The 19,651-nt window shown below is 46.8% G+C and carries 20 protein-coding genes and 1 pseudogene; 10 read left to right on the top strand and 11 right to left on the bottom strand.

Annotated features, from left to right (window positions below; all coding sequences use genetic code 11):
• Positions 1 to 87: 87 nt before the first annotated feature.
• On the top strand, positions 88 to 273 hold the full coding sequence (locus M1D67_RS05525) for a YhzD family protein (RefSeq protein WP_458117864.1): 186 nt from the start codon (positions 88 to 90) through the stop codon (positions 271 to 273).
• A gap of 72 nt (positions 274 to 345) precedes the next feature.
• Here the strand turns inward: M1D67_RS05525 and M1D67_RS05520 are convergent, their stop codons facing one another.
• The 8 genes and pseudogenes from M1D67_RS05520 to M1D67_RS05485 form a co-directional block, all read right to left on the bottom strand.
• Positions 346 to 624, bottom strand: a complete 279-nt coding sequence (locus tag M1D67_RS05520) for a hypothetical protein (protein ID WP_105979107.1) — start codon at positions 622 to 624, stop codon at positions 346 to 348.
• Positions 625 to 628: 4 nt separating this feature from the next.
• On the bottom strand, positions 629 to 766 hold the full coding sequence (locus M1D67_RS05515; protein WP_023856549.1) for a hypothetical protein: 138 nt from the start codon (positions 764 to 766) through the stop codon (positions 629 to 631).
• The gene (locus tag M1D67_RS05510; protein WP_026579963.1) at positions 756 to 1,874 is read right to left on the bottom strand and encodes a Rap family tetratricopeptide repeat protein; all 1,119 of its coding nucleotides are present in this window, start codon (positions 1,872 to 1,874) and stop codon (positions 756 to 758) included. The genes M1D67_RS05515 and M1D67_RS05510 overlap by 11 nt, the downstream gene beginning before the upstream one ends.
• A gap of 126 nt (positions 1,875 to 2,000) precedes the next feature.
• The gene (locus M1D67_RS05505; protein WP_020450783.1) at positions 2,001 to 2,777 is read right to left on the bottom strand and encodes an enoyl-CoA hydratase; all 777 of its coding nucleotides are present in this window, start codon (positions 2,775 to 2,777) and stop codon (positions 2,001 to 2,003) included.
• Between the two features lie 135 nt (positions 2,778 to 2,912).
• Positions 2,913 to 4,430, bottom strand: a complete 1,518-nt coding sequence (locus M1D67_RS05500; protein WP_103749107.1) for a coproporphyrinogen III oxidase — start codon at positions 4,428 to 4,430, stop codon at positions 2,913 to 2,915.
• Positions 4,431 to 4,573: 143 nt separating this feature from the next.
• Positions 4,574 to 5,438: pseudogene (locus M1D67_RS05495) on the bottom strand (Cof-type HAD-IIB family hydrolase).
• 446 nt (positions 5,439 to 5,884) lie between these two features.
• Entirely contained in the window at positions 5,885 to 6,238 is a 354-nt protein-coding gene (locus M1D67_RS05490; RefSeq protein WP_016886435.1) for a YlbF/YmcA family competence regulator, read from the bottom strand.
• A 122-nt stretch (positions 6,239 to 6,360) separates the two neighbouring features.
• Entirely contained in the window at positions 6,361 to 7,491 is a 1,131-nt protein-coding gene (locus tag M1D67_RS05485; RefSeq protein ID WP_154059109.1) for a DUF445 domain-containing protein, read from the bottom strand.
• A gap of 329 nt (positions 7,492 to 7,820) precedes the next feature.
• On the opposite strand from M1D67_RS05485, the gene M1D67_RS05480 reads away from it, so the two are divergent.
• The 5 genes from M1D67_RS05480 to M1D67_RS05460 all read left to right on the top strand — a co-directional run bounded on the left by M1D67_RS05480 (position 7,821) and on the right by M1D67_RS05460 (position 12,746).
• A complete protein-coding gene (locus M1D67_RS05480; protein ID WP_020450775.1) occupies positions 7,821 to 8,906 on the top strand; it encodes a YheC/YheD family endospore coat-associated protein in 1,086 nt (361 codons plus the stop codon).
• A complete protein-coding gene (locus M1D67_RS05475) occupies positions 8,903 to 10,261 on the top strand; it encodes a YheC/YheD family endospore coat-associated protein (RefSeq protein WP_479831650.1) in 1,359 nt (452 codons plus the stop codon). The genes M1D67_RS05480 and M1D67_RS05475 overlap by 4 nt, the downstream gene beginning before the upstream one ends.
• 144 nt (positions 10,262 to 10,405) lie before the next feature.
• A complete protein-coding gene (locus M1D67_RS05470) occupies positions 10,406 to 10,624 on the top strand; it encodes a YheE family protein (RefSeq protein ID WP_171866274.1) in 219 nt (72 codons plus the stop codon).
• A gap of 18 nt (positions 10,625 to 10,642) precedes the next feature.
• On the top strand, positions 10,643 to 11,524 hold the full coding sequence (locus M1D67_RS05465) for a helix-turn-helix domain-containing protein (RefSeq protein WP_020450773.1): 882 nt from the start codon (positions 10,643 to 10,645) through the stop codon (positions 11,522 to 11,524).
• 115 nt (positions 11,525 to 11,639) lie between these two features.
• A complete protein-coding gene (locus M1D67_RS05460) occupies positions 11,640 to 12,746 on the top strand; it encodes an ABC transporter ATP-binding protein (protein WP_023856547.1) in 1,107 nt (368 codons plus the stop codon).
• A gap of 50 nt (positions 12,747 to 12,796) precedes the next feature.
• On the opposite strand, the gene M1D67_RS05455 is transcribed toward M1D67_RS05460, so the two are convergent.
• A complete protein-coding gene (locus M1D67_RS05455) occupies positions 12,797 to 13,021 on the bottom strand; it encodes a hypothetical protein (RefSeq protein ID WP_020450771.1) in 225 nt (74 codons plus the stop codon).
• 233 nt (positions 13,022 to 13,254) lie between these two features.
• Between M1D67_RS05455 and M1D67_RS05450 the strand changes: the two genes are divergently transcribed.
• From M1D67_RS05450 to M1D67_RS05440, 3 genes are all read left to right on the top strand, one after another.
• Complete coding sequence (locus M1D67_RS05450; RefSeq protein WP_020450770.1) at positions 13,255 to 13,458, top strand: alpha/beta-type small acid-soluble spore protein; 204 nt, start codon at positions 13,255 to 13,257, stop codon at positions 13,456 to 13,458.
• 170 nt (positions 13,459 to 13,628) lie between these two features.
• Complete coding sequence (locus M1D67_RS05445; RefSeq protein ID WP_023856545.1) at positions 13,629 to 13,772, top strand: hypothetical protein; 144 nt, start codon at positions 13,629 to 13,631, stop codon at positions 13,770 to 13,772.
• Between the two features lie 23 nt (positions 13,773 to 13,795).
• Complete coding sequence (locus tag M1D67_RS05440; protein ID WP_404841426.1) at positions 13,796 to 14,419, top strand: NAD(P)-dependent oxidoreductase; 624 nt, start codon at positions 13,796 to 13,798, stop codon at positions 14,417 to 14,419.
• A 19-nt stretch (positions 14,420 to 14,438) separates the two neighbouring features.
• Here M1D67_RS05440 and bmrD read toward each other — a convergent pair whose 3' ends face one another.
• Positions 14,439 to 16,457: a multidrug resistance ABC transporter ATP-binding protein/permease BmrD gene (gene bmrD, locus M1D67_RS05435; protein ID WP_216920959.1), complete on the bottom strand. Its 2,019-nt coding sequence runs from the start codon at positions 16,455 to 16,457 to the stop codon at positions 14,439 to 14,441.
• On the bottom strand, positions 16,454 to 18,208 hold the full coding sequence (gene bmrC, locus M1D67_RS05430; RefSeq protein WP_080131301.1) for a multidrug ABC transporter ATP-binding protein BmrC: 1,755 nt from the start codon (positions 18,206 to 18,208) through the stop codon (positions 16,454 to 16,456). The genes bmrD and bmrC overlap by 4 nt, the downstream gene beginning before the upstream one ends.
• Before the next feature lie 521 nt (positions 18,209 to 18,729).
• Between bmrC and M1D67_RS05425 the strand changes: the two genes are divergently transcribed.
• A complete protein-coding gene (locus tag M1D67_RS05425; RefSeq protein WP_023856540.1) occupies positions 18,730 to 19,230 on the top strand; it encodes a universal stress protein in 501 nt (166 codons plus the stop codon).
• Positions 19,231 to 19,651 lie beyond the last annotated feature (421 nt).

Below are 19,651 nucleotides of genomic sequence, written 5' to 3'. Positions count from 1 at the left end.
CGTTAGTCATACCATTTTAAAAAGGATTTTTTTGATTTTTATATAATTTTAAACAAATAGATCATATTTTGAGAAAGGGGAAGAGAAATGGAAAGTTATTATGTAACCGTTTTCGATACTGATGGAGAAACGCTTTTGAATGAGCGATTTGAAGCGGCCGATGATGAAGAAGCGAAAGAGAAAGGAAGAGGAATGCTGAAGGAAAAGCAATTTTTGGAGCATACACACCGGGTAGTACATTCGTCCGGTAAAATCATTGTTTTCCGGAGCTGACTAAAATACGGGGCAAGGCGGCTCTTTTGGGGAAGGTCTCCCGCTGCCGCCTGCCCTTTAATCCGCCAAACACTAGTGGATCATCATAACAATGAGCAGTCCCATGTTGATGAAACAGAGTAAAAACGATAAGCAAGCGACGCCTTTATTTTTTCGCAGAAAATAAAGGCCATTGACCGCCAGCACACAGATGATGACGGCATCAAACAGTCGAAACAGCAGATCCTGCAAGCTGTAGGCCGGAGCGAATAAACAAATCACAGAGACGATCAGGATGAAAAGGCAAGAAACTGTAATATACATCGTCCATTCTTTCGCTGCGTCAGCCCGCTCATTCTCAGATGAAATCATGTTCTTAAACTCGGGCCTCCTTGTCAGTCGTGATCATTTTGTCCGCGTACAAGGAAGGAGCTTTTCCCACATCTGCCAAAAAGCCTGAAGACGTTAACACAACAGCCAGCGACACCGCGACGAACAACAGTTTAGCTTTCATACAACGCATCTCCCCTTTTGATTTTTCGTCTTGCCTGAGCGCACTTCTCATAGTAAAAAATGGCATCTTCAAGCCGCTCCATTTGATTATAGTACTGGGCTGCGTCTAAAGCCAGCTCTTCAACAGCGGCATATAAATGGTTTGACTCCAAATAATCAAATCCGATTTCCACGGCTTTCCGATCCCCGCCGTCCAAATACAGCCCGGATAGAATGTTAAGCTTGGCCGCGTGTTCTTCATCTCCGAGCGATGCCGCACTTCGGATGCCTTTTTCATAACAGTCGGCCGCTCCGACATGATTTCCCTGTTTTAGACGGACGTACATTAAGTTGTACAGCACTTTTGGAATATATGATGAACTTTCCTGTTCAAAAATGGAAAGGGCGCTCTCCATATGATCTGAGGCTTCCCGGTACGATTCTTGATGGAAATAGCAATTTCCCAAATTAAAATGAGCGGCTGCCGTCAAATGGCTGTTTTTGATTTTCGCGGCGTCTTCAAGCGCGTTGGCCAGGCTTTTCAGCGCTGGTCCGTATGTCATCGATTCAACCCAATTGCCGGCAATGATAAAATCGCAGAAAATCTTTTTTTCTTTTAGCGTCTCATACCGGTTAAAAATGTCGGAAGCGAGCGTCGCATAGTTGATCGATAAATATCTCTGGCTGATATAATAGTAGATTTCCGCCAGCTTATAATAAAATTCCGCTTTTTCAACTTCGTCTTCCAAGGCGCTGACTTTTTGTTCAGCCGTTTTATAGCAGCCGATTGCTTTGACAAACCGCTTTTGTTTGAACTCATACATCCCTTTAAAAAACCAGTAATAATAGTTTAGTAAACCTGTCATTTGGTCCTTTTTCTCTTCTAAGTCGCGGAGGTTTTTTTCAATATTTTCAGTCTTTTGTGGTTTCAAATAGCTGAGCATCAGCTTATGCCTGAATTCGAGCAGCGAATAGTAGAGCAGGACGTCCTGATTTTCTTCCATGTCTTGAAAATCATTTAAAATTTCCGCTTTCAATGATTCACTGGCGGCGATCTGATTTTTCCGAATGGCGTTGTACCAATCATTCAGCTTACTAGCAACGTATTCAGATGGAATCTTCTGTTTCAATTTCCCCGCCTCCCAAGACTTCGTACAGACCTGTGTCCTTATGAATCATTTTATAGAAACTTAAATTTTTTTACAATTGCTTCTGCACATCATTTCCCAAGGTCAATTTCCTGTCGGGCCCTCTTGTTATACTTGCTGACGGTTAAATTGCGGCTGGCGCTTTTCTAAAAATGCGCGGATTCCTTCCTGATGGTCGCTTGTCAGCCTCATTTTCATTTGGGCCGCTTTCTCGAGTTCAAGCGTTTTCTGCAGCCTACCGCCATTCAGCGCCTGATAGATCTTTTTTGTCTCAATCATCGCTGCCAGCGGAGCGTGCAGAAGCTTTTCAAGATAGATGCGCGCAAAACGGCCGGAGTCCCCGCTGAATACAGCGTCTGCGATCCGAAGTTCGTGCGCTTCGGCCCCCGTCAATTGTTTCCCGCTCCAAATCAATTCTTTGGCCGCAGCTTCACCGATTCTCCGCTCTAAAAAGAAGTGTCCGCCTCCGTCGGGAACAAGCCCGATGCCGATAAAATTCATCGCCAACTTCGCCTCTTTTTCGACCAGCACATGGTCGCAGCTGAGCGCGAGGCTCAATCCCAGACCTGCGGCCGCCCCGTGGACAGCCGCTGTCGTCATCTTCGGCATGCTGTAAAGCTTCACCGCAATTTCAGAAATTGTGTCAATGACGCGGGCAGAGCTGTCTTGATCTCCGGAAGACAGCATCATCTTAATGTCTCCGCCTGCCGAAAATCCTTTGCCGCTGCCTCTTACAAGGAGAAGCAGCGATTCGCTTTCCTCTGCAATACGCAAAGCTTCATTCAGTTCTTCAAGCATTTTTTCATTCAAGGCATTGTACGCCTCAGAGCGATTCAGCACAATTTCAAAAATCCCGTCTTCGTCTTTCCATTTGATATACTCCATCTTGCACCTCCGTGAATACGTTTACAATTGATACTGTTTAAACTATTCCACCTTCGCCCTTTAAAACCTTTTTTTGTTGCCGATTCCGGTTTGATTCCGCAATAAAAAAGCTGCCGGCGATACCGGCAGCAGCTTCTATTCCTGTTGAGAACCGCTTTTTGCCTCCTTCTGAAAAAGCTCAGACAAGTAGCGGATTTTTTCGTTTGTATAGTGTTCAAATCTGTCATTGTACGTTTTCGGGTCTTTCGGGTTGGAGAAGTGTGTGATCTTTCCCGTTTCCGGATCGACGAATTTGCTCGCAGCTCCGCAGCCGATCCCGATAATCGTCTGTTTTTCCTCCATGATCATGATGTTATAGATGCTTTCCTGGCCGGGAAGGGAATAGCCTATATTCTCCAGGTTGCCGAGAATGTTTTTCTGCCTGTACAAATAGTAGGGATGGTAGCCGTGCTGTTTCGTCCACGAGACAGCGTCATCCATCATCGCGACAATCTCCTCGCGGTCAGCCACCTTATACTTATGTTTGTTTTTCGTCATTTCAGACGCGCGCTTAAATGACAGCGTATGGACGGTCAATGATTCGGGCATTAATTTTTCGGTTTCGGAAAGAGAGTTTCTGAATTCTTTTACCCCTTCGCCCGGAAGGCCGATGATCAAATCCATATTGATGTTCGACATGCCGGCATTTCGCGACAGATGATACTTTTCGATCGTTTCTTCGACCGTATGGTGGCGTCCGATCGCTTTCAGCGTTTCATTCTCGTAAGACTGCGGATTAATGCTAATTCGGTCGATATTCCATTTTTTTAAGACTGCGAGCTTTTCCTCTGTGATCGTATCGGGCCGTCCAGCCTCAACTGTGACCTCGCGGATGTTTTTTACATCGGGAAATGAACGGTACATTTCTTCATACAATAGATCCATTTCTTCAGCGGTAATGCTTGTCGGCGTTCCGCCGCCGAAATACACGGTCGTTATTCTGACATCGTTCTCCTTGAGCCATTCGCCGATTTTTTGCATCTCATAGTGAAGCCCCCACAAAAATGAGCCGACCCGTCCGGCTTGTCCTCTGATCGCATACGCCGGAAACGTACAGTAGGCGCACTTCGTCGGACAAAACGGGATGCCGATGTAAATGCTGACCTCTTGACTCAGCTCATACAAATCGGGTACCGCTTTCAGCTGACGGTCAATGATGTTTTGCATCAGTTCGATTTTTTCGTCGTGAATTAAATAATCCCGTTTCAGCTCGGCATGTGCCTCTTCCTTTGGCATGCCGCTCTCCAGCTTTTTATGAAGCAGCTTTGTCGGACGAACACCGGTGAGAATCCCCCATTTCTGAATGATTCCGGTATGCTCCTGAAGCATGCTCAAAAAAACGTAGGAAACGGTATTTTTCACCTGCTTAAACGCTTCCTTTTCCGTCAGTTTGGGGTCAATGTTTTTTGCATATTCCGCTCTAATGTCCGTATCTTTTATCATACCCGAAGCCTTGACGCCGTTCTCTTCCCGGTCGTAGCCGAGAACGATCGCAAGGTCTGCCGGCGCTTCTTCGCCAAAAGCGACTTCGCTTTCTTCAAAGAATAAGTTGGCTATATGCTCAAGCGGTCTCTGGAACCTTTCATCTTGGAGCCCTTCTATATAAATGCGCAATGTCATCACCTTTTTCGTTTCAAAACTTTCTTTAGTGTACAAAAATAAATGGCCAAAATCAATCCGGGAAACAAACATTCCTACGTGGCAGCGATGAATGAATAATCCCCGCATTCGAGTTGAAAGCGGGGATTCTATCAGAATCAGACTTTTTTAATATGGAATTTTTTAAGAAACCCTTTGCTTTGCTGCATTCTGAAGTATTCTTTAATCATATAAGCGACGCCCTGTTCATCATTGGAGCGCGTCACCCAATCCGCTTTTTGTTTGACTTTCTGAGGAGCATTGCCCATTGCGACTCCGAGTCCGGCAAGCTCGATCATCGGGAGGTCGTCGATTTCATGGCCGATCGCAACGACATCTTCCATTTTTAGACCGAGGTCGGCGGCGAGCATCGTCAAGCCTGCTTCTTTGGAAACCCCTTTATGGACAATCAGCATTTTTTCCCCCGCTCCAATGATGTCGACGAGAGGAAATGCATTTGTGATCGTCTGCCTGATTTCTTCGGACTGTCCTGTTGAGCAATAAACCTCGATCACCGGTGCGCTGACCGGTTCATCCATCAGCATGTCGCTCAGCGAATCGACAAACTGGACGGGATAAAAAATCGGGTCAGACGGGTGAATCATCGTTTTCCCCAGCAGGTTTGAATTCGTTTTTTTTCCGGTTTCCAATCGAATATTTTTCATGGAGGATTCTGATATTGCAATCATAGCTTTCCAGTATTTGAACAAGGTTAAATGTCTGTTCTTCGGAAATCCTTTTTTCTAATAAAGGATCGTCGATTTTGTCCGCTATGATGGCTCCGCTGTGCGTAATCAGCTTCGTATCCAGCTTTAAAGATTTGGCGATTTTTTGAGCGGAGCGAAAATGTCTATTCGTCACAAGCGTAACATATACACCTTTCTTCTTTGCATATTCGATCGCTTCCTTCGTTGCGGGATGAAGCCGTCCGTTTGTCCGAAGCAGCGTTCCGTCTATATTCAGCGCAAGCATTTGTTTTGACACCAGGAGGTCCCCCTTCTTTGATGACTGAATCTGTTATAGAGGATATGTCCCGATCCCTTTTTTTAGAACAGCCCTCTTGATGCAAATACTAAAAAAGCCTGTTTTCACAGACTTTTTACTTCGCATCTTGTGGATACGATCATGATTCTCCCTCATATTCAAAACAGTGAATTCAACGCCCCTTTCGTTCAATTCACCGTATATTGATAACCCCTTTATTTGACCAGCAGACGTGCTTTCAGTCTGTTAATTTCCTCTATACCCCTTATCATTTTGCCGCCAGTCCGTTTTTCATGATCGTATCCCGGCAAAAAATGAAAGCACTTACATTTAATATTATCGCAACTATTTCATGAATTGACAAGTCTTTTTTTAAATCTTTATGAACGTTATTTGTTCACTTAGTGAAAAAATCCCCTCTTGCCTTGACAAGGGGGGATTTTTTATCAGCTCTCTGGGTTTCCGTAAAGCTCTTCCAAAGGCTTCATGATGATTTTGTTTAATTCAGCAATCAGCATGCTCATCCGCTGTTCCGCTTCCATCAGCTGCGAGATTTTATCATGCTGCTGGACGAGCGCCACGGATTTTTGCGCTTGTTCGACTTCTTCCTGTGTGATGTCTTCGCCGTTCATCTGTTTTTGCTGAAGGTTCATTTGAATATCGCGAAAGTTATCAAACATCTTTTTAGCAGATGGGTCGCCATTCACCTCATCATAAAGATTTTTCAATCGGGAATATTCATCGCTTTGTCGCAAGGCTTGCCCCAAGTCATAAGCCGAGTCATGTAAATTGACCGTCATCCTAATCCGCTCCTTTCCTGCCTGTATTCTTCTTATGGAATCGGCACCACTCCACTATAACAAACTATGGAGCGTTTTTCACAGTTATACGATAATTCCGTTTGAACAGGCCGTCTTCAGCCTCAGATCAAAATTACAAAGATGGCTTGCACGGCTCCGATAATTCCGCCAAGCAGACCGCCTAAATACGTGATCATTTTGAACTCCCGCCTGGAAATGGACAGCACCATTTCTTCAAGACGTTCAACAGGGAAGTTGTCCACCTGTTCCTTGACGATTTGCTCGAGCTCCAGCTGCTTGAGCACTTGATCCAGGCGGCGGCCCGCCTCTTCGAGAAGCCGGTCGGCAATCTGCGGCAGGCGCAAAGCGATATCCCGCTCAACACTGGCAATAGAGGAGCCGATCGTTTTTTCGAAAAACGGCTGAAGCGAGAATCGTTTCAAAAGCTTTTCCTTCAAATCGAAAATGAGAGATTTGAGATTCCATTTGTCATCCGCTTCCTTGAACGTATATTCTTTCAGCTTGTCCCATTCGTTTTCAAGCAGATCCGTTAAAAGACGCACGGTCTCGCCGTTCTTTAAAAACTTCACAATCTCCGGCTGAACGCGGTCAACCAGACTGCTGTTGCCTAAAAACATCTGCACCATGCTGCCGAGCATGCCCCGTTCTTTCAAAAAATCGTCAATCATATGTCCGAGGCGTTCCTTTCCTTCGCCGCTTTCAAAGTAGGTGACAGCCCGGCTTAAAATATAGCCGGACACCATCGGAATTTTCTCTTTCAGCTTTTTCTGGGCCTCAAGAGGGATAAGCTCTTTGAGCGGTTCATTTTCATGTGCCTCTAACAATGCGGACAGCTTCTCATCCGTCCATCTGGATACCGCCCGATCCGCTTTTTGGGCGGGATTTGAAATTCCGATGCTTTCCAATGCTTCTTCAACGGTGGCCGTTGATTGCGAGAGGTGCGCCAAGATCCGCTCCCCAACCTGCACCGCCTGGCTTTTAACCGCATCGGATGCAAGCCTTTTTTTGATCCCTTCTGTTGTCAGCAGATGGCCTGTGACCATCTGTCCCATCTGTCTCGCCAATTCATCGCGCCTTTTCGGAATTAATCCGGGTGTAAAAGGAACCCTCTTTCCAAATATGTAGACCGCTTTATATGGGCGAAAAAGCATTTTAATCGCAAAATGGTTCGTTACAGCGCCGATAAGTGCACCGACTGCAATCATAACGGCAAAAACCCCAAATACATACATGTTCTTTTCAACTGCCTTCCTTTTTACCTGACATCTTAGCTGCACAGCGTGGGCCTTATGGTCGATCCTCACCGTCTTGCCTAACGTTATTATAGTAGCTGAATAAAAGACGGGCAAATAACGGAATGGAGCAAGCCGCTTCAAAATACAATGGGTCAGATGGCAATTGTATGAAGGGCGCTCTAAAATTTTTAATCATTTCCAATTTACAAAAGCCTATTTCTGCAATCTCAAGCGTATCATGAAACAGAAGTCTATATATTAAAGTTTGCCCGAAGTTTGACAGTCTCAGCCTGTTAAGCCTTGTTTTTCATGAAGGAGGTATAATCATGATGACGCTTGGATTTATGTCGCTGTCGCACGAACATGAAAAAGCCTATGCCGAAGAACTGGCCAAAATGGCTTCGGACTATGGAATCCGGTTTATCCGTTTCACGCCCCTGGATATTTCCCCCGGTTCCCTGCTTGTGAAAGGGCTCTCCTTTCACCCGAAGTCAGGACAGTGGAATGAAATTGAAAGAGAAATCCCGGAATTGATCTATGACCGCTGCTTTTACGGCAGAGATCAGCAATCGAAAAAAGCAAAACCGATTGTCGAATGGCTCAAAAAGTATCCTAAAACAACATTTTTAGGACTCGGACTTCCTGACAAATGGACGGTTTTCAAAGCATTGAATGCCGATCCCGTCATCAAGTCCTACCTTCCTGCCACATCGATTGCAGAAAACGCCCAGGATATCCTGCGCAAGCTTGCAAAAGAAAAAGCGTGCATCTTGAAGCCTGCATCCGGATCAGGAGGCCGCGGCATCATTCACCTCGAGCTTACGGGAAAAACGGTCAAGGCCGCCTACCAAACCGGAAAACACAAACAGCTGAAGTCATTTTCGAAACAGGCTTCATTTGAAACGTGGTGTCAGAAAGTTCTTCAGCACCGCTATTTGCTGCAATCGTTCCTCGATATTCAAGACAAAGACGGTTTTCCGTGCGATATCAGGCTGCTGCTTCAGAAAAACGGCAGTGGAGAATGGGAAACAGCCGGCAAAACGGTAAGGCGGAGCTATCAGCACGGACTGCTTGCAAACCTGGCCGGGGGCTCAGAGGCGGTGAGCTTTGACAGCTGGCTTTTATCAGTGCCGAAAAAGCGCCAGGCCGTCCTTCTCGATGATTTAGAGACAATGGCGCAGGCCGTACCCCTGGTGCTTGAATCAAATCACGGACCATTATTCGAGCTCGGCCTTGATATCTGCCTGACGAAAGACGGAAAAGTCTGGCTTCTGGATGTCAATTCAAAGCCCGGAAAGCACGCTTTTATTAAGCACTCTCCTGAAAAAAGGGAGCTTTTGTATAAAGGTCCTTTGGAGTACTGCTCATTCTTAACGGCTTCAGCCGGCGCGAAAGGGGCTGAGAAAAGATGACCGGTCAACCGCTGACCGTCGGCATCCACCAGACGAGCGAAAACACGATGCTCCTGCCCGCTTCTTTTAAACAGGACGGTTTGCTATTCGCGGCTTTCGGTACAAGTGTTGAACGTTGCCACGTCTCATTTGACAGCCATTTGAAGCGCACCGTTTTATTATCTGAAAATCTGTACAAAAACCTGCGGATTCCGTACCGCGGCAAAGCCTCCCTGATTTTCCGCGACAATACCGTCTATATCGGACCTTTAATCGGGATTTTCACGGCCGGTTTTACAAAATCGCAGCTGGACCCTGTCAGAGGGAGGTCTTTATTTTTTTCGAAGCTTTTGACGATGGATCTCCCGGCAGGAGGCTACAGCTATCTGTTCGGAGCGCACCAGATAGATTGGGAAGAAGGTACAGTGCAGGCTCTCATTTTCAGGGAAAACGGCTGGGAGGAGGCCACAGTCCCCCTTCCCAACGTCGTTTACGACAGACTGCCGAACCGCAAAGCGGAAGAATCCGCCGCTCTGCGGGAAACAAAAACCCGCCTTATGGATGAATACCGGATTCCGTGGTTCAACCCGGGCTTCTTTAACAAATGGGAGATCTATAAATGTCTGCAGCAAGACGAGAGGACAGCGGAATTGCTTCCATTTTCGGCATTGGAGCCCGATGCCGGTAAAATCGAAGACATGATCGGTCAATACGGCTTCATTTATGTAAAGCCCGCCGGCGGCAGTTTGGGCAAAGGCATACTCCAGCTTTCAAAACGGGAAGAAAACGGAATTCTCGCCAGACATGCCGAAGGCGTCACATCTTATTCGTCCGCTGCTGAATGTTTAGATGAATGGCAGAGACTGCACAAACATACTTCTTATCTCGCCCAGCAGGGCATCGAACGGATCGAAGTGGATCATCATCCGGCAGACTTCAGGGTTCATACAAACAAAAACGGAAAAGGCCAATGGACCGTCACAGCCATCGCGGTCAAAATCGCTGGAAAAGACGGAATTACAACCCACATGTCGAGCGGCGGTGCCGTCAAAACGCTTGCAGAGCTATATGATGATCCTCAGGAAAGGCTTCACACTCTGCAAAAACTGACAAAAGCGGCGCTCCTCCTCAGCCGGATCCTTGACGAAAAGCTTGACGGTTTCATCGGGGAAATCGGCTTTGACCTCGGATTGGACCGTTCGGGAAAAGTGTGGCTGTTTGAAGCCAATTCCCGGCCCGGCAGGGGGATCTTCTCCCATCCCCGTCTGGCATCTGTCAGCAGCTTAACGAAGAAAAGAAGCTTCGAATATGCTTCCTATTTAACTGAACAGTCCATCCTTAATCCGGAGGACATGTGGCATGACCTCAAGCCGTGAAGAACCTGCTTCTTCACGGTATTTTTTTGAAAAAGCTCCACTTGAAAAGAATCTATGATCTTTTCTGTGAATGAGATACAATGATAACAAATCAACGTGTAGACAGCTCGCTGGATTTGACCCACCTGAAATCAATGAAGGAGCGTGGCGTTTATGATTTCTCATTTTCAATGGAAGCCGCTGTTTAAAAAAGAAAGGCTTCCCGGCTGGAAAATATCGTTTTATCATAAAGGGATTCACTATGAAGGAATCTATCATAAATCAGGGGAAATCGAGTGGGGCAGCACCTATCCCCCGCACGATGACGAGCCTTCCCTGAAAAGCGAAATTCATGAATTAATGCTCTTCCATATTTACGAATAAAGAAAAGGACGTTGTCGTATGCTGGAGAAATTAAAGACGCTTTACGGTGAACGGATGATTGTATCTGAGGCTGTTTCAAAACACGATGCATTATGGTTTCAAACGGACGAAGGCGAGACCTTCGGCGTTTTGAAAAACGCGGTCACCGACCGGGAAAAAGAGCTGCTCCATTGCCTGTTCCGGCCTTTCTCAGAACCGCGTCCCGAACAGCAGCTGACAAAGCGGGAGAAAGAATGGCATCAATATTTTTTTCGCAATGCCCCCCTTCCAAACCCAGGGAACATTCAGCTGATGCAAGGACATTTTTTTAAAATGGAGCATGTACCTGAAGAAAGACAGGCGATCAAAGAAGCGGTCAGCGGCTTTTTTAAAGACCCGCTTGTGGTATGGTACGACCGGCACGAAGCTGTCATCGTCCACGAAAATCCTTCGCCGTTTCTCGCCAAAAAAGAGCTGTCCGAGCTTGCGCATGCACTGACAAGCGATTTCATGGCAAACCCTGTGTTTTTCAGCGGCCAGCTTCATCCAGTCAACGGATCGCTTCAAGGCAAAATCCGCTTTGAAAAACAAATGTTTCATTATATGCTGGAAGCGGGTGACATCGGAAACGTCGCCACGTTTTGCCAGTGTCTCCCGTCTTTTTTGACGGCAAAACCCGAGCGGGTTCATGCTTCTTCGTTTTCGGACGCCGTAAGAGAGGCGCTGTCTGATCCCGAGACATCCCTGACCATCAAAACGTATATGAGATGCAACCTGAATGCCTCTCTTACAGCAAAACGTTTGTTTATCCACCGAAACAGCCTGCAGTACAGAATTGATAAATTCATCGAACGGACCGGGATTGACATCAGACAGTTTGAAGAAGCAGCCGCTGTTTATTTGATGATGTATCTCCTTTAGCGGCTTTAGCAACTTGCACGAAAAGAAATTGTGCACCATGTCCATTTACACCGACCTGCCGTTTTTTATAAACTAAGACCAGATAAAGCGCTTACATAAAAGAGGGGGAGAAAAAATGGCGGAACTCGTGCTCGATCGGATATACAAAGTGTATGACAACAAAGTCACGGCTGTGGATAATTTTAATCTTCATATCGATGATAAGGAATTTATCGTCTTTGTCGGACCGTCAGGCTGCGGCAAGTCGACAACGCTCAGAATGATCGCAGGACTTGAGGAAATTACGGATGGCGAATTCACAATCGACGGGAAACGGATGAATGATGTCGCTCCCAAGGACCGCGACATTGCGATGGTATTCCAAAACTATGCCCTTTATCCGCACATGAACGTCTATGACAATATGGCTTTCGGCTTAAAGCTGAGGAAGTTTCCGAAGGATGAAATCAAACGGCGCGTCCATGAAGCGGCCAAAATTCTGGGCCTTGAACAATATTTGGACAGAAAGCCAAAAGCGCTTTCCGGCGGTCAGCGCCAGCGCGTTGCCTTAGGCCGGGCAATCGTTCGGGACGCAAAGGTGTTTCTGATGGATGAACCGTTATCAAACCTTGATGCCAAATTGCGCGTACAAATGCGCGCCGAAATCACAAAGCTTCATCAGCGCCTGCAGACGACGACCATCTATGTCACCCACGACCAGACTGAAGCGATGACGATGGCTACGCGGCTCGTCGTCATGAAAGACGGAATCATCCAGCAGGTCGGCGCGCCGAAGGAAGTCTATGAAAATCCGGAAAACGTGTTTGTCGGCGGCTTTATCGGTTCTCCCGCAATGAACTTTTTCACCGGCACTCTAAAAGAAGACTTGTTTACATTTGACGGCGTTTCGGTTCGCGTGCCGGAAGGAAAAATGAAAGTTCTGCGCAGCCAGGGCTATGCCGGCAAGGAAATCATCATGGGAATCAGACCTGAGGATATCCATGACGAGCCTGTTTTCATTGAAGCGTCAAAAGACTCAAAAATCGATGCGAAAATTGAGGTAGCTGAGCTGATGGGCGCCGAAACGATGCTTTATTCGCAAGCCGGCACGCAGCCGTTCATCGCCAGAGTCGATTCAAGAACCGACGTCCAGGCCGGCGATACGCTTCCTCTTGCGCTTGACATGAATAAAGCCCACTTCTTTGATAAAGAAACGGAGCTTCGCATCCGTTCTGAAGAATAGCGGATTTAAACACTCTCCATGACCGAAGCATGCTGCGGCCCTCCGTGCTGCTATGCTTCGGTCGTTTCAATTTCAACGGTTTCTTCATAAGTACAGTCCTGGCAAGTATATAAATGAACGCATACGGTTTGCGTTTGTTTAAATGAATCAAACTCCATATACGGACTGTACGGACCGAAAAAATCGGTTGCTCTCCCCGCGTCCGCCATTTCCCCGCCGCACTTCGGACAATGCCTTGTCTGGACGAGAATCCCATTGCACACTGGACACATCATCTGCTTCATCCTCCTGCTTTTTTCCTTAGCTTGCCCCATTCCCGGCCTTTTCGCCTTTCAACATTTACCAGATTGAAGCACGCATTTATTTTATCGATTCCACCATAATACGTAGTACAAACCAACATTGGGCTTTAGCCGAGAAGGCAGCGGTTTTCTTTTGGTGAAAGCCGGCAGCTGGTGCAACTCCAGTCAGCCCAACCATACCATTTTTATAAAGGAGTTTGATACAAATGGCTAATCAAAATTCTTCAAATCAACTGGTTGTCCCAGGAGCAGCTCAAGCGATCGAACAAATGAAATTCGAAATTGCTTCTGAATTCGGCGTAAACCTCGGCGCTGACACGACTTCCCGTGCAAACGGTTCTGTCGGCGGAGAAATTACAAAACGTTTAGTTTCCCAAGCTCAAGCATCTATGGGCGGTCAACAATTTTAAACAACTTCATATTCATGGATAACAGAAGGTGCATATCCTGCACCTTCTTTAGCGTGTCGACAAACTTTCACATTCATTGCCGGGGCGGCGGCCCGCACCTCTGGCATATCTTATGAAAGCCCGCACCCGCTTCTCCTTTTTTCATATGCTGATATAAAGGAGGAGTCGGCATGCAGCTGATGTTGAGCATCAATTGGGAATTAATTCAATTTGTCGGGATTTCTCTATTGAATGAGTATGTCTCAAATGTCCACCCTTATCATGGAACTTTTTGCTTTCGCGGGGCTTTTTCTTCCGGACGATCTGACGTATGATAGATCCGATGGGAGTGATTATGTTGAAAATTGCGCTTTTTGGAGGTACAGGCCGTGTCGGACAGGCCTTTCTCAATTTTGTTGAAGAGGATGGGCGTTATTCCGTTTACGCACTTGTTAGGAGGACGGAAGGCGCCCGCATTACGGATAAATGCTGCCAAGCGCTTGCAGGGAACGCCAGGAACCAGCATGACGTCGAGTCTTTAATAAAAGATTCGGATATCGTTGTCAGCTGTTTAAACACAGATGGAGACGATACATTGACCGTCTCCATCGAACATATGATAAATGCCATGAACGCACATCGGATTAAACGGCTGATTACCATCGGAACGGCCGGTATTTTAAACGCGAGGCAGAACCCGGACCTTTACCGCTTTGAAACAAACGAATCAAAACGGCGCTCGGCGCGCGCAGCGCAAGAACATGCCCGTGTGTACGAACGTCTCCGCGAGTCTGAATTGGATTGGACGATCGTCTGCCCGACATATCTCCCCGACGGGCCGGCATTGAAGACATACCGTTTTGAACAGGATGTTCTGCCGGACGGCGGAAAAGAAATATCGACCGGCGACACCGCCCATTTTCTTTTCAAACAGCTTGAATCAGACCAGTTTGTCAAGGCAAGGGTGGGGCTTGCTTATTAAAGCCGGGTGAAGATCCGGCTTACCCTGTCAGGGTTCCTTTTCCCTTTTGCAGTTCATACATTTGATAGTATTGTCCTTTTTGCTTCATCAGCTCTTCATGATTTCCCCTTTCGATAATCCGGCCTTTTTCAAGAACGAGAATCTGGTCGGCGTTTTTGATCGTTGACAGCCTGTGGGCGATGATAAAGGTCGTGCGCCCTTGTTTAACAACATCAAGCGCTTTTTGAATGACCGCTTCTGTTTCCGTATCGATATGGGCCGTTGCCTCGTCTAAAATAAGAATAGCCGGATCATATGCCAGCGCACGCGCAAACGAGATCAGCTGTCTTTCCCCTGACGAAAGGGTGCTTCCTTTTTCGATGACCGGCTCGTCAAGACCTTTCGGCAGGCGGGCGAGCATTTCAAGTGCCCCAACCTGTTTCAAGGCGGCTTCTATTTGATCTCTGGTCAAATCAGCATTGTCAAGGCTGACATTTGAAGCAATCGTGCCGGAAAATAAGTAAGGATCCTGGAGAACGATGCCCATCTGCTTTCTGATTTCCTGCCTTGACATATCGTATATGCTTCTGCCGTCGATTTTGACATCGCCCTTTTCAATATCGTAAAAGCGGAAAAGTACATTTAAAATGGAGCTTTTTCCTGAGCCTGTATGGCCGACCAATGCAACGGTCTCCCCTTGCTGCGCTTCAAATGAGATGTTTTTCAGCACATCTTCACCGTCATGATAGCGAAAAGATACATCTTCAAATACGACTCGCCCCCGCGCTCTTTCGCTGCCCGGCTCTTTGACGTCGACGCCTGGCTCATCCAGCAGGCGGAAAACCCGCTCCGATGATACGCGAGCCAATTCAAGCTTGGCAAACTGGTTGACAATGCCCGTAATCGGCTGAAATAAACGATTCAAGTAATCAACGAATGCATAAAGGACGCCGATTGAAATCATTCCTTCCGCGTTCAGGGCAGCTCCCCCGAAATACCAGATTAAAGCGGTGAACATCACATTTCTAAGAATGTTGACCAAGTTGTGGGACATAAGCGAATTCAATTTCAGCATTTTATTTTGGTAATGAAAGTGGCTCTCGTTCAGCTGTTCAAATTCTTCTTTTGTGTCCTGTCCGCGCCGGAATGCCTGAATAATCGGCATGCCTTGAATCGATTCATTCATTTTGGCGTTGATCTCGCTGTTGATTGACCTGAGTTTATGATTGTAGCCAGAAGCGAATTTTCGATAAACGGCCGCCCAAATGACAATCAGGGGCAAAATCAACAGACAGACGCCGGCCAGCCTGACATCAAGGAAAAACAGCGCGGCGAATATTCCGGCCATATAAATGATATTTGTGACAAACGTCGAAAGAACGGTCACATACAGGTCGCGGATCGCTTCGGTATCATTCGTCACCCTTGCAACGATTTTTCCTGCCGGCAAATTATCAAAATAGCGGATAGGTAGCCTTTGAATGTTGGCGAATACATCCTGCCTCATCTTTTGAATGATGCGGTTTGCGCTCATCTGCAAGAGGTAGAATTGCCCGTAATGGAAAAAGATCGAGAAGACGAGAAGGCCGAAATAAATAGAAACGAGTGAAATCAGCCCTCCTATTTCAGGCTCGTAAAAAGCATACACTTCTGACAAAGACAGGCGATCGGCCTTGTAGGTTTCCGTCCGGTCTCCGCTTGTCATTCTCAGCTCTTCTCCGGATACCGTCCGCTCTCCGTCAAAGGAAACCGGTTCCTCCACAAAGTAGTAGTTCATGCCGACTTGAAAGATGTGAACTTCCTGCAGCTTTTCAGCTGAAGAGTCTGTCCTGTCCTCCCTGATATATTCCTTTCCTTTATAGGAAACGGTATATTTCGTCTTCTCTGTCGTTTCATACCACGTTTTTTCAATTCCAAGAATATGATCGTCGATCATCTTTTTGGCGATCATCGGTCCCGTCAGCTCGGCTGTGACGGCAATCGTCAGCATGACGAGCGCCCAGATGAGAATTTTTTTGTAAAGTAGCGCATATTGGAAAAGCCTTTTTCCTGTTGTCATGCTACAGTCCCCCCTTCTTCTCCCGAAGGAAGCTGCTGTGCTTCGTATTGTGCAAAATACCAGCCTTTCCGGCCGATCAGTTCCTGATGCGTCCCTCTTTCAACGATCCTTCCATTTTCCATGACGAGAATGAAATCGGCGTGTTCGACGGCCGACATCCGATGTGATGTAATAAAGGTCGTTTTGCCTTTCCGCCTGCTGCGGATGTTTTCAATAATCGCCGCTTCCGTTTTCGCATCGACGGCGGACAGCGAATCATCCAAGATCAAAATATGGGGCTCCGCAATCATCGCTCTCGCAATTGAAATCCTTTGTTTCTGCCCCCCGGATAAAGCGACGCCCTTCTCTCCGACCATTGTCTCCAAGCCGTCTGAAAGCATCTCAATATCCTTTTTCAGATGTGCTGCAGAGATGACATCGTATAAATCGCGTTCCTCGGCGAGTCGTCCGCCGAACAAAATATTGTCTTTCACGGATTTTGAAAACAACACGTGGTCCTGAGGCACATACCCGATCCAGCTGCGAAGCTGATCAAGCGGCAGGCGGTCAATCGGCACGCCCGAAATGGTGATCGTTCCTTTTCCTTTCGGGTACTGCCTCAGCAGCTGCTTGACTAACGTCGTTTTGCCGCTTCCCGTCTTTCCGACGACTCCGACCGTCTGTCCTTCTAATACGGTAAATGAAATATCGGCCAGGTTTTCCGACGCGGAGCTCGGGTACGTAAAAGCGACCCCGTCAAACACAATATCGCCCGGTTCCGCTGCTTCAGGTTCGGCGGGCTCTCTCACATCAGGCTCATATGCCAATGTTTCATTTACTCTGTCAAGCGAAGCATTTCCCCTCTGCATGACATTGATCAGTTCTCCGATCGCAAACATCGGCCAGATCAGCATGCCGAGGTACACGTTGAAAGAGACGAGTTCACCCAATGTCAGCTGGCTGCGGAAAACAAGATAGGCGCCGTAGCCAAGACCGATTAAATAGCTGATCCCGACCAAAAACTTCACCGTCGGTTCGAACAGCGAATCGATCAAAGCGACTTTCATATTTTTCTTGTACACATCAGCCGTCATGCTGTTGAACCGGCTGACATCATTTTTCTCCTGTACATAGGCCCGGATCACCCTTACCCCTGACACGGACTCAAGCACTCGATCATTTAAAGCGCCAAACGCATCCTGCGCTTCCGTGAAACGCTCATGAATTTTTTTCCCGTAGATGCTGATGGCAGCCGCCATCAGCGGAAGGGGAATGATCGAAGCAAGCGTCAGCTTCCAGCTGATCAAAAAACCCATCGTCAAAAGAATCGTCAGCATATACATCGTCGAATCGACCAAGGTCAAAATGCCGAAGCCCGCCGTCATGGAAATCGCTTTTAAATCATTTGTCGCCCTCGCCATCAAATCCCCTGTACGGTTTTTCTCGTAAAAAGACGGGGTCATTTTCAGCAAATGGCCCATCAGCTTGGATCTGAGGATTTTTTCGACCAGGTTCGCTCCCCCAAACAGCTGATACATCCAATAATAGGACAAGATATAAACAACTGCGCCAAGCGCGAGAAATAAACCGATATAGCCGAACATGCCGGCCTTTGAAAAAGTGCCTGCCTGCATGTCGTCAATCGCGTTGCCAAGCAGCTTCGGCGGAAACATTTCCAATACGTTTACAATAATCAATAGGACGACTGCTATCGTGTAGCGCCGCCAAGAGGCTTTAAAAAACCAGCCCAGCTTCCATAAAACAGAAAACATCTAATATCCTCTCCTTTTTTAGCCGCCTTCAAGTTTTTCCTTACAATCTTTGATTTCGTTTTTTCTGATACTCGGCATAAAAAATTCCTCCTTATGTGCGGTTTATTTATTAGAAAAACATGCTGCTCCGCATCGGGAACAGAATGTTTTTTCTCAGAAAAAAAAGGCACACTGTGTACCAGCATGCCTTTTTTCATATAAAAAGGCGCATGTACGCTTGTTCACGCGACATGCGCCTTCCTTTTGAAAATTGTTAAAGTGAAACAGAGCCCTGATCGTAAGGAAGGTATAAAAATGTCACGTTAAGGTGCTTTTGTTGTTGAACTGATGCTTTGATATTTCTAAACATGACGATACCCTCCAATCTTATTAATATTTTCCATCTTATAGTACGGCCCTTTATTTGTCAATTTGTTTTTTTGGCGAATGGCGGGCTTTTGATTCATATTCTCATATTTCGTTAGATTTGTTGGGAAAACGGGTAATATAAAAGTAAATCCATTCTGAAAGGAATGATCAATTTGTTTAAAGCTGACCGGATCATTGTCGCGTTTGACGGAAAAGAGGAAAGCAAAAAAGCGCTGAAAAAAGCGATCGACCTCTCGAAAAGGCTCGGCTCGCAATTGACCGTCGCCCATGTCCATGAACCGAGGCAAGTGAGAACAGAGGCTGCGACTGAAAGACCCGCTGCCGGCGCGCCATACCTTTACAGCGGCTTCCCGGCCGCGCCCCGGGTCCCCCACGATTCAGACTTGGCCGGTGAACCCATGATCTATGAGGACAGCGCGGAAGAAGCGATTGCGGCAGCGAAAATCATATTGAGCGAAAACCAGTACGACGCGGAAATAGAGGTGTTGGAAGGCGACCCGGCCAACGCAGTTCTACAACATGCGGAAAATATCGGCGCTGACCTTGTCATCACGGGTACGCGCGACCAAAACCGCCTGAAAAAGCTCCTGTTTGGCAGTGTCAGTGACAAGATATCGACAAAATCGGAGATCCCTGTGCTAATTGTAAAATAACGATTTTAAAAGAGGCCGGTCAAATGTCCGGCCTCTCATCATGTTACGATCTTCTCCTGTTCATAATATAGATCATGCCCCACACAATGGATAGGAAGACTCCTAATACTATGACCGCATTTATTATTGAATCAATGCAATCTCTCCTTCTCTATGAAAACATACTTGTAGAAAGAACCTGTTTTTGCAGTCATACATAAGCATTTGCATCAGTATAAAACTGCAAGGGCACTGTTCCCGCGAATGATCCTCTACTGCTATATACAACGCCAATTGATTTTTTCCTGCTAAGCCGAATGGTTACCTTTATCCTCTAGGCTTTCTTCACTTTAGACGTTTCCCTTGAAATTTGACTTTCACTCCACATGACTTACAATTGATTTCTTTCTCCGCCTTGCCCCGCATTCTTGGTTTTACTTAG

Source organism: Bacillus sp. PK6-025, assembly GCF_056530265.1.
Note: the sequence above shows the minus strand (reverse complement) of the source record. Positions and strands in the feature narration are given on the sequence as shown.

What these genes read in the sequence shown, in the direction of transcription:
- M1D67_RS05525 (WP_458117864.1), top strand. Translation starts at nt 88, where the DNA reads ATGGAAAGTTATTATGTAACCGTTTTCGATACTGATGGAGAAACGCTT.
- M1D67_RS05520 (WP_105979107.1), bottom strand. Translation starts at nt 624, where the DNA reads ATGATTTCATCTGAGAATGAGCGGGCTGACGCAGCGAAAGAATGGACG.
- M1D67_RS05515 (WP_023856549.1), bottom strand. Translation starts at nt 766, where the DNA reads ATGAAAGCTAAACTGTTGTTCGTCGCGGTGTCGCTGGCTGTTGTGTTA.
- M1D67_RS05505 (WP_020450783.1), bottom strand. Translation starts at nt 2,777, where the DNA reads ATGGAGTATATCAAATGGAAAGACGAAGACGGGATTTTTGAAATTGTG.
- M1D67_RS05490 (WP_016886435.1), bottom strand. Translation starts at nt 6,238, where the DNA reads ATGACGGTCAATTTACATGACTCGGCTTATGACTTGGGGCAAGCCTTG.
- M1D67_RS05485 (WP_154059109.1), bottom strand. Translation starts at nt 7,491, where the DNA reads ATGTATGTATTTGGGGTTTTTGCCGTTATGATTGCAGTCGGTGCACTT.
- M1D67_RS05480 (WP_020450775.1), top strand. Translation starts at nt 7,821, where the DNA reads ATGATGACGCTTGGATTTATGTCGCTGTCGCACGAACATGAAAAAGCC.
- M1D67_RS05475 (WP_479831650.1), top strand. Translation starts at nt 8,903, where the DNA reads ATGACCGGTCAACCGCTGACCGTCGGCATCCACCAGACGAGCGAAAAC.
- M1D67_RS05465 (WP_020450773.1), top strand. Translation starts at nt 10,643, where the DNA reads ATGCTGGAGAAATTAAAGACGCTTTACGGTGAACGGATGATTGTATCT.
- M1D67_RS05460 (WP_023856547.1), top strand. Translation starts at nt 11,640, where the DNA reads ATGGCGGAACTCGTGCTCGATCGGATATACAAAGTGTATGACAACAAA.
- M1D67_RS05455 (WP_020450771.1), bottom strand. Translation starts at nt 13,021, where the DNA reads ATGATGTGTCCAGTGTGCAATGGGATTCTCGTCCAGACAAGGCATTGT.
- M1D67_RS05450 (WP_020450770.1), top strand. Translation starts at nt 13,255, where the DNA reads ATGGCTAATCAAAATTCTTCAAATCAACTGGTTGTCCCAGGAGCAGCT.
- M1D67_RS05445 (WP_023856545.1), top strand. Translation starts at nt 13,629, where the DNA reads ATGCAGCTGATGTTGAGCATCAATTGGGAATTAATTCAATTTGTCGGG.
- bmrD (WP_216920959.1), bottom strand. Translation starts at nt 16,457, where the DNA reads ATGACAACAGGAAAAAGGCTTTTCCAATATGCGCTACTTTACAAAAAA.
- bmrC (WP_080131301.1), bottom strand. Translation starts at nt 18,208, where the DNA reads ATGTTTTCTGTTTTATGGAAGCTGGGCTGGTTTTTTAAAGCCTCTTGG.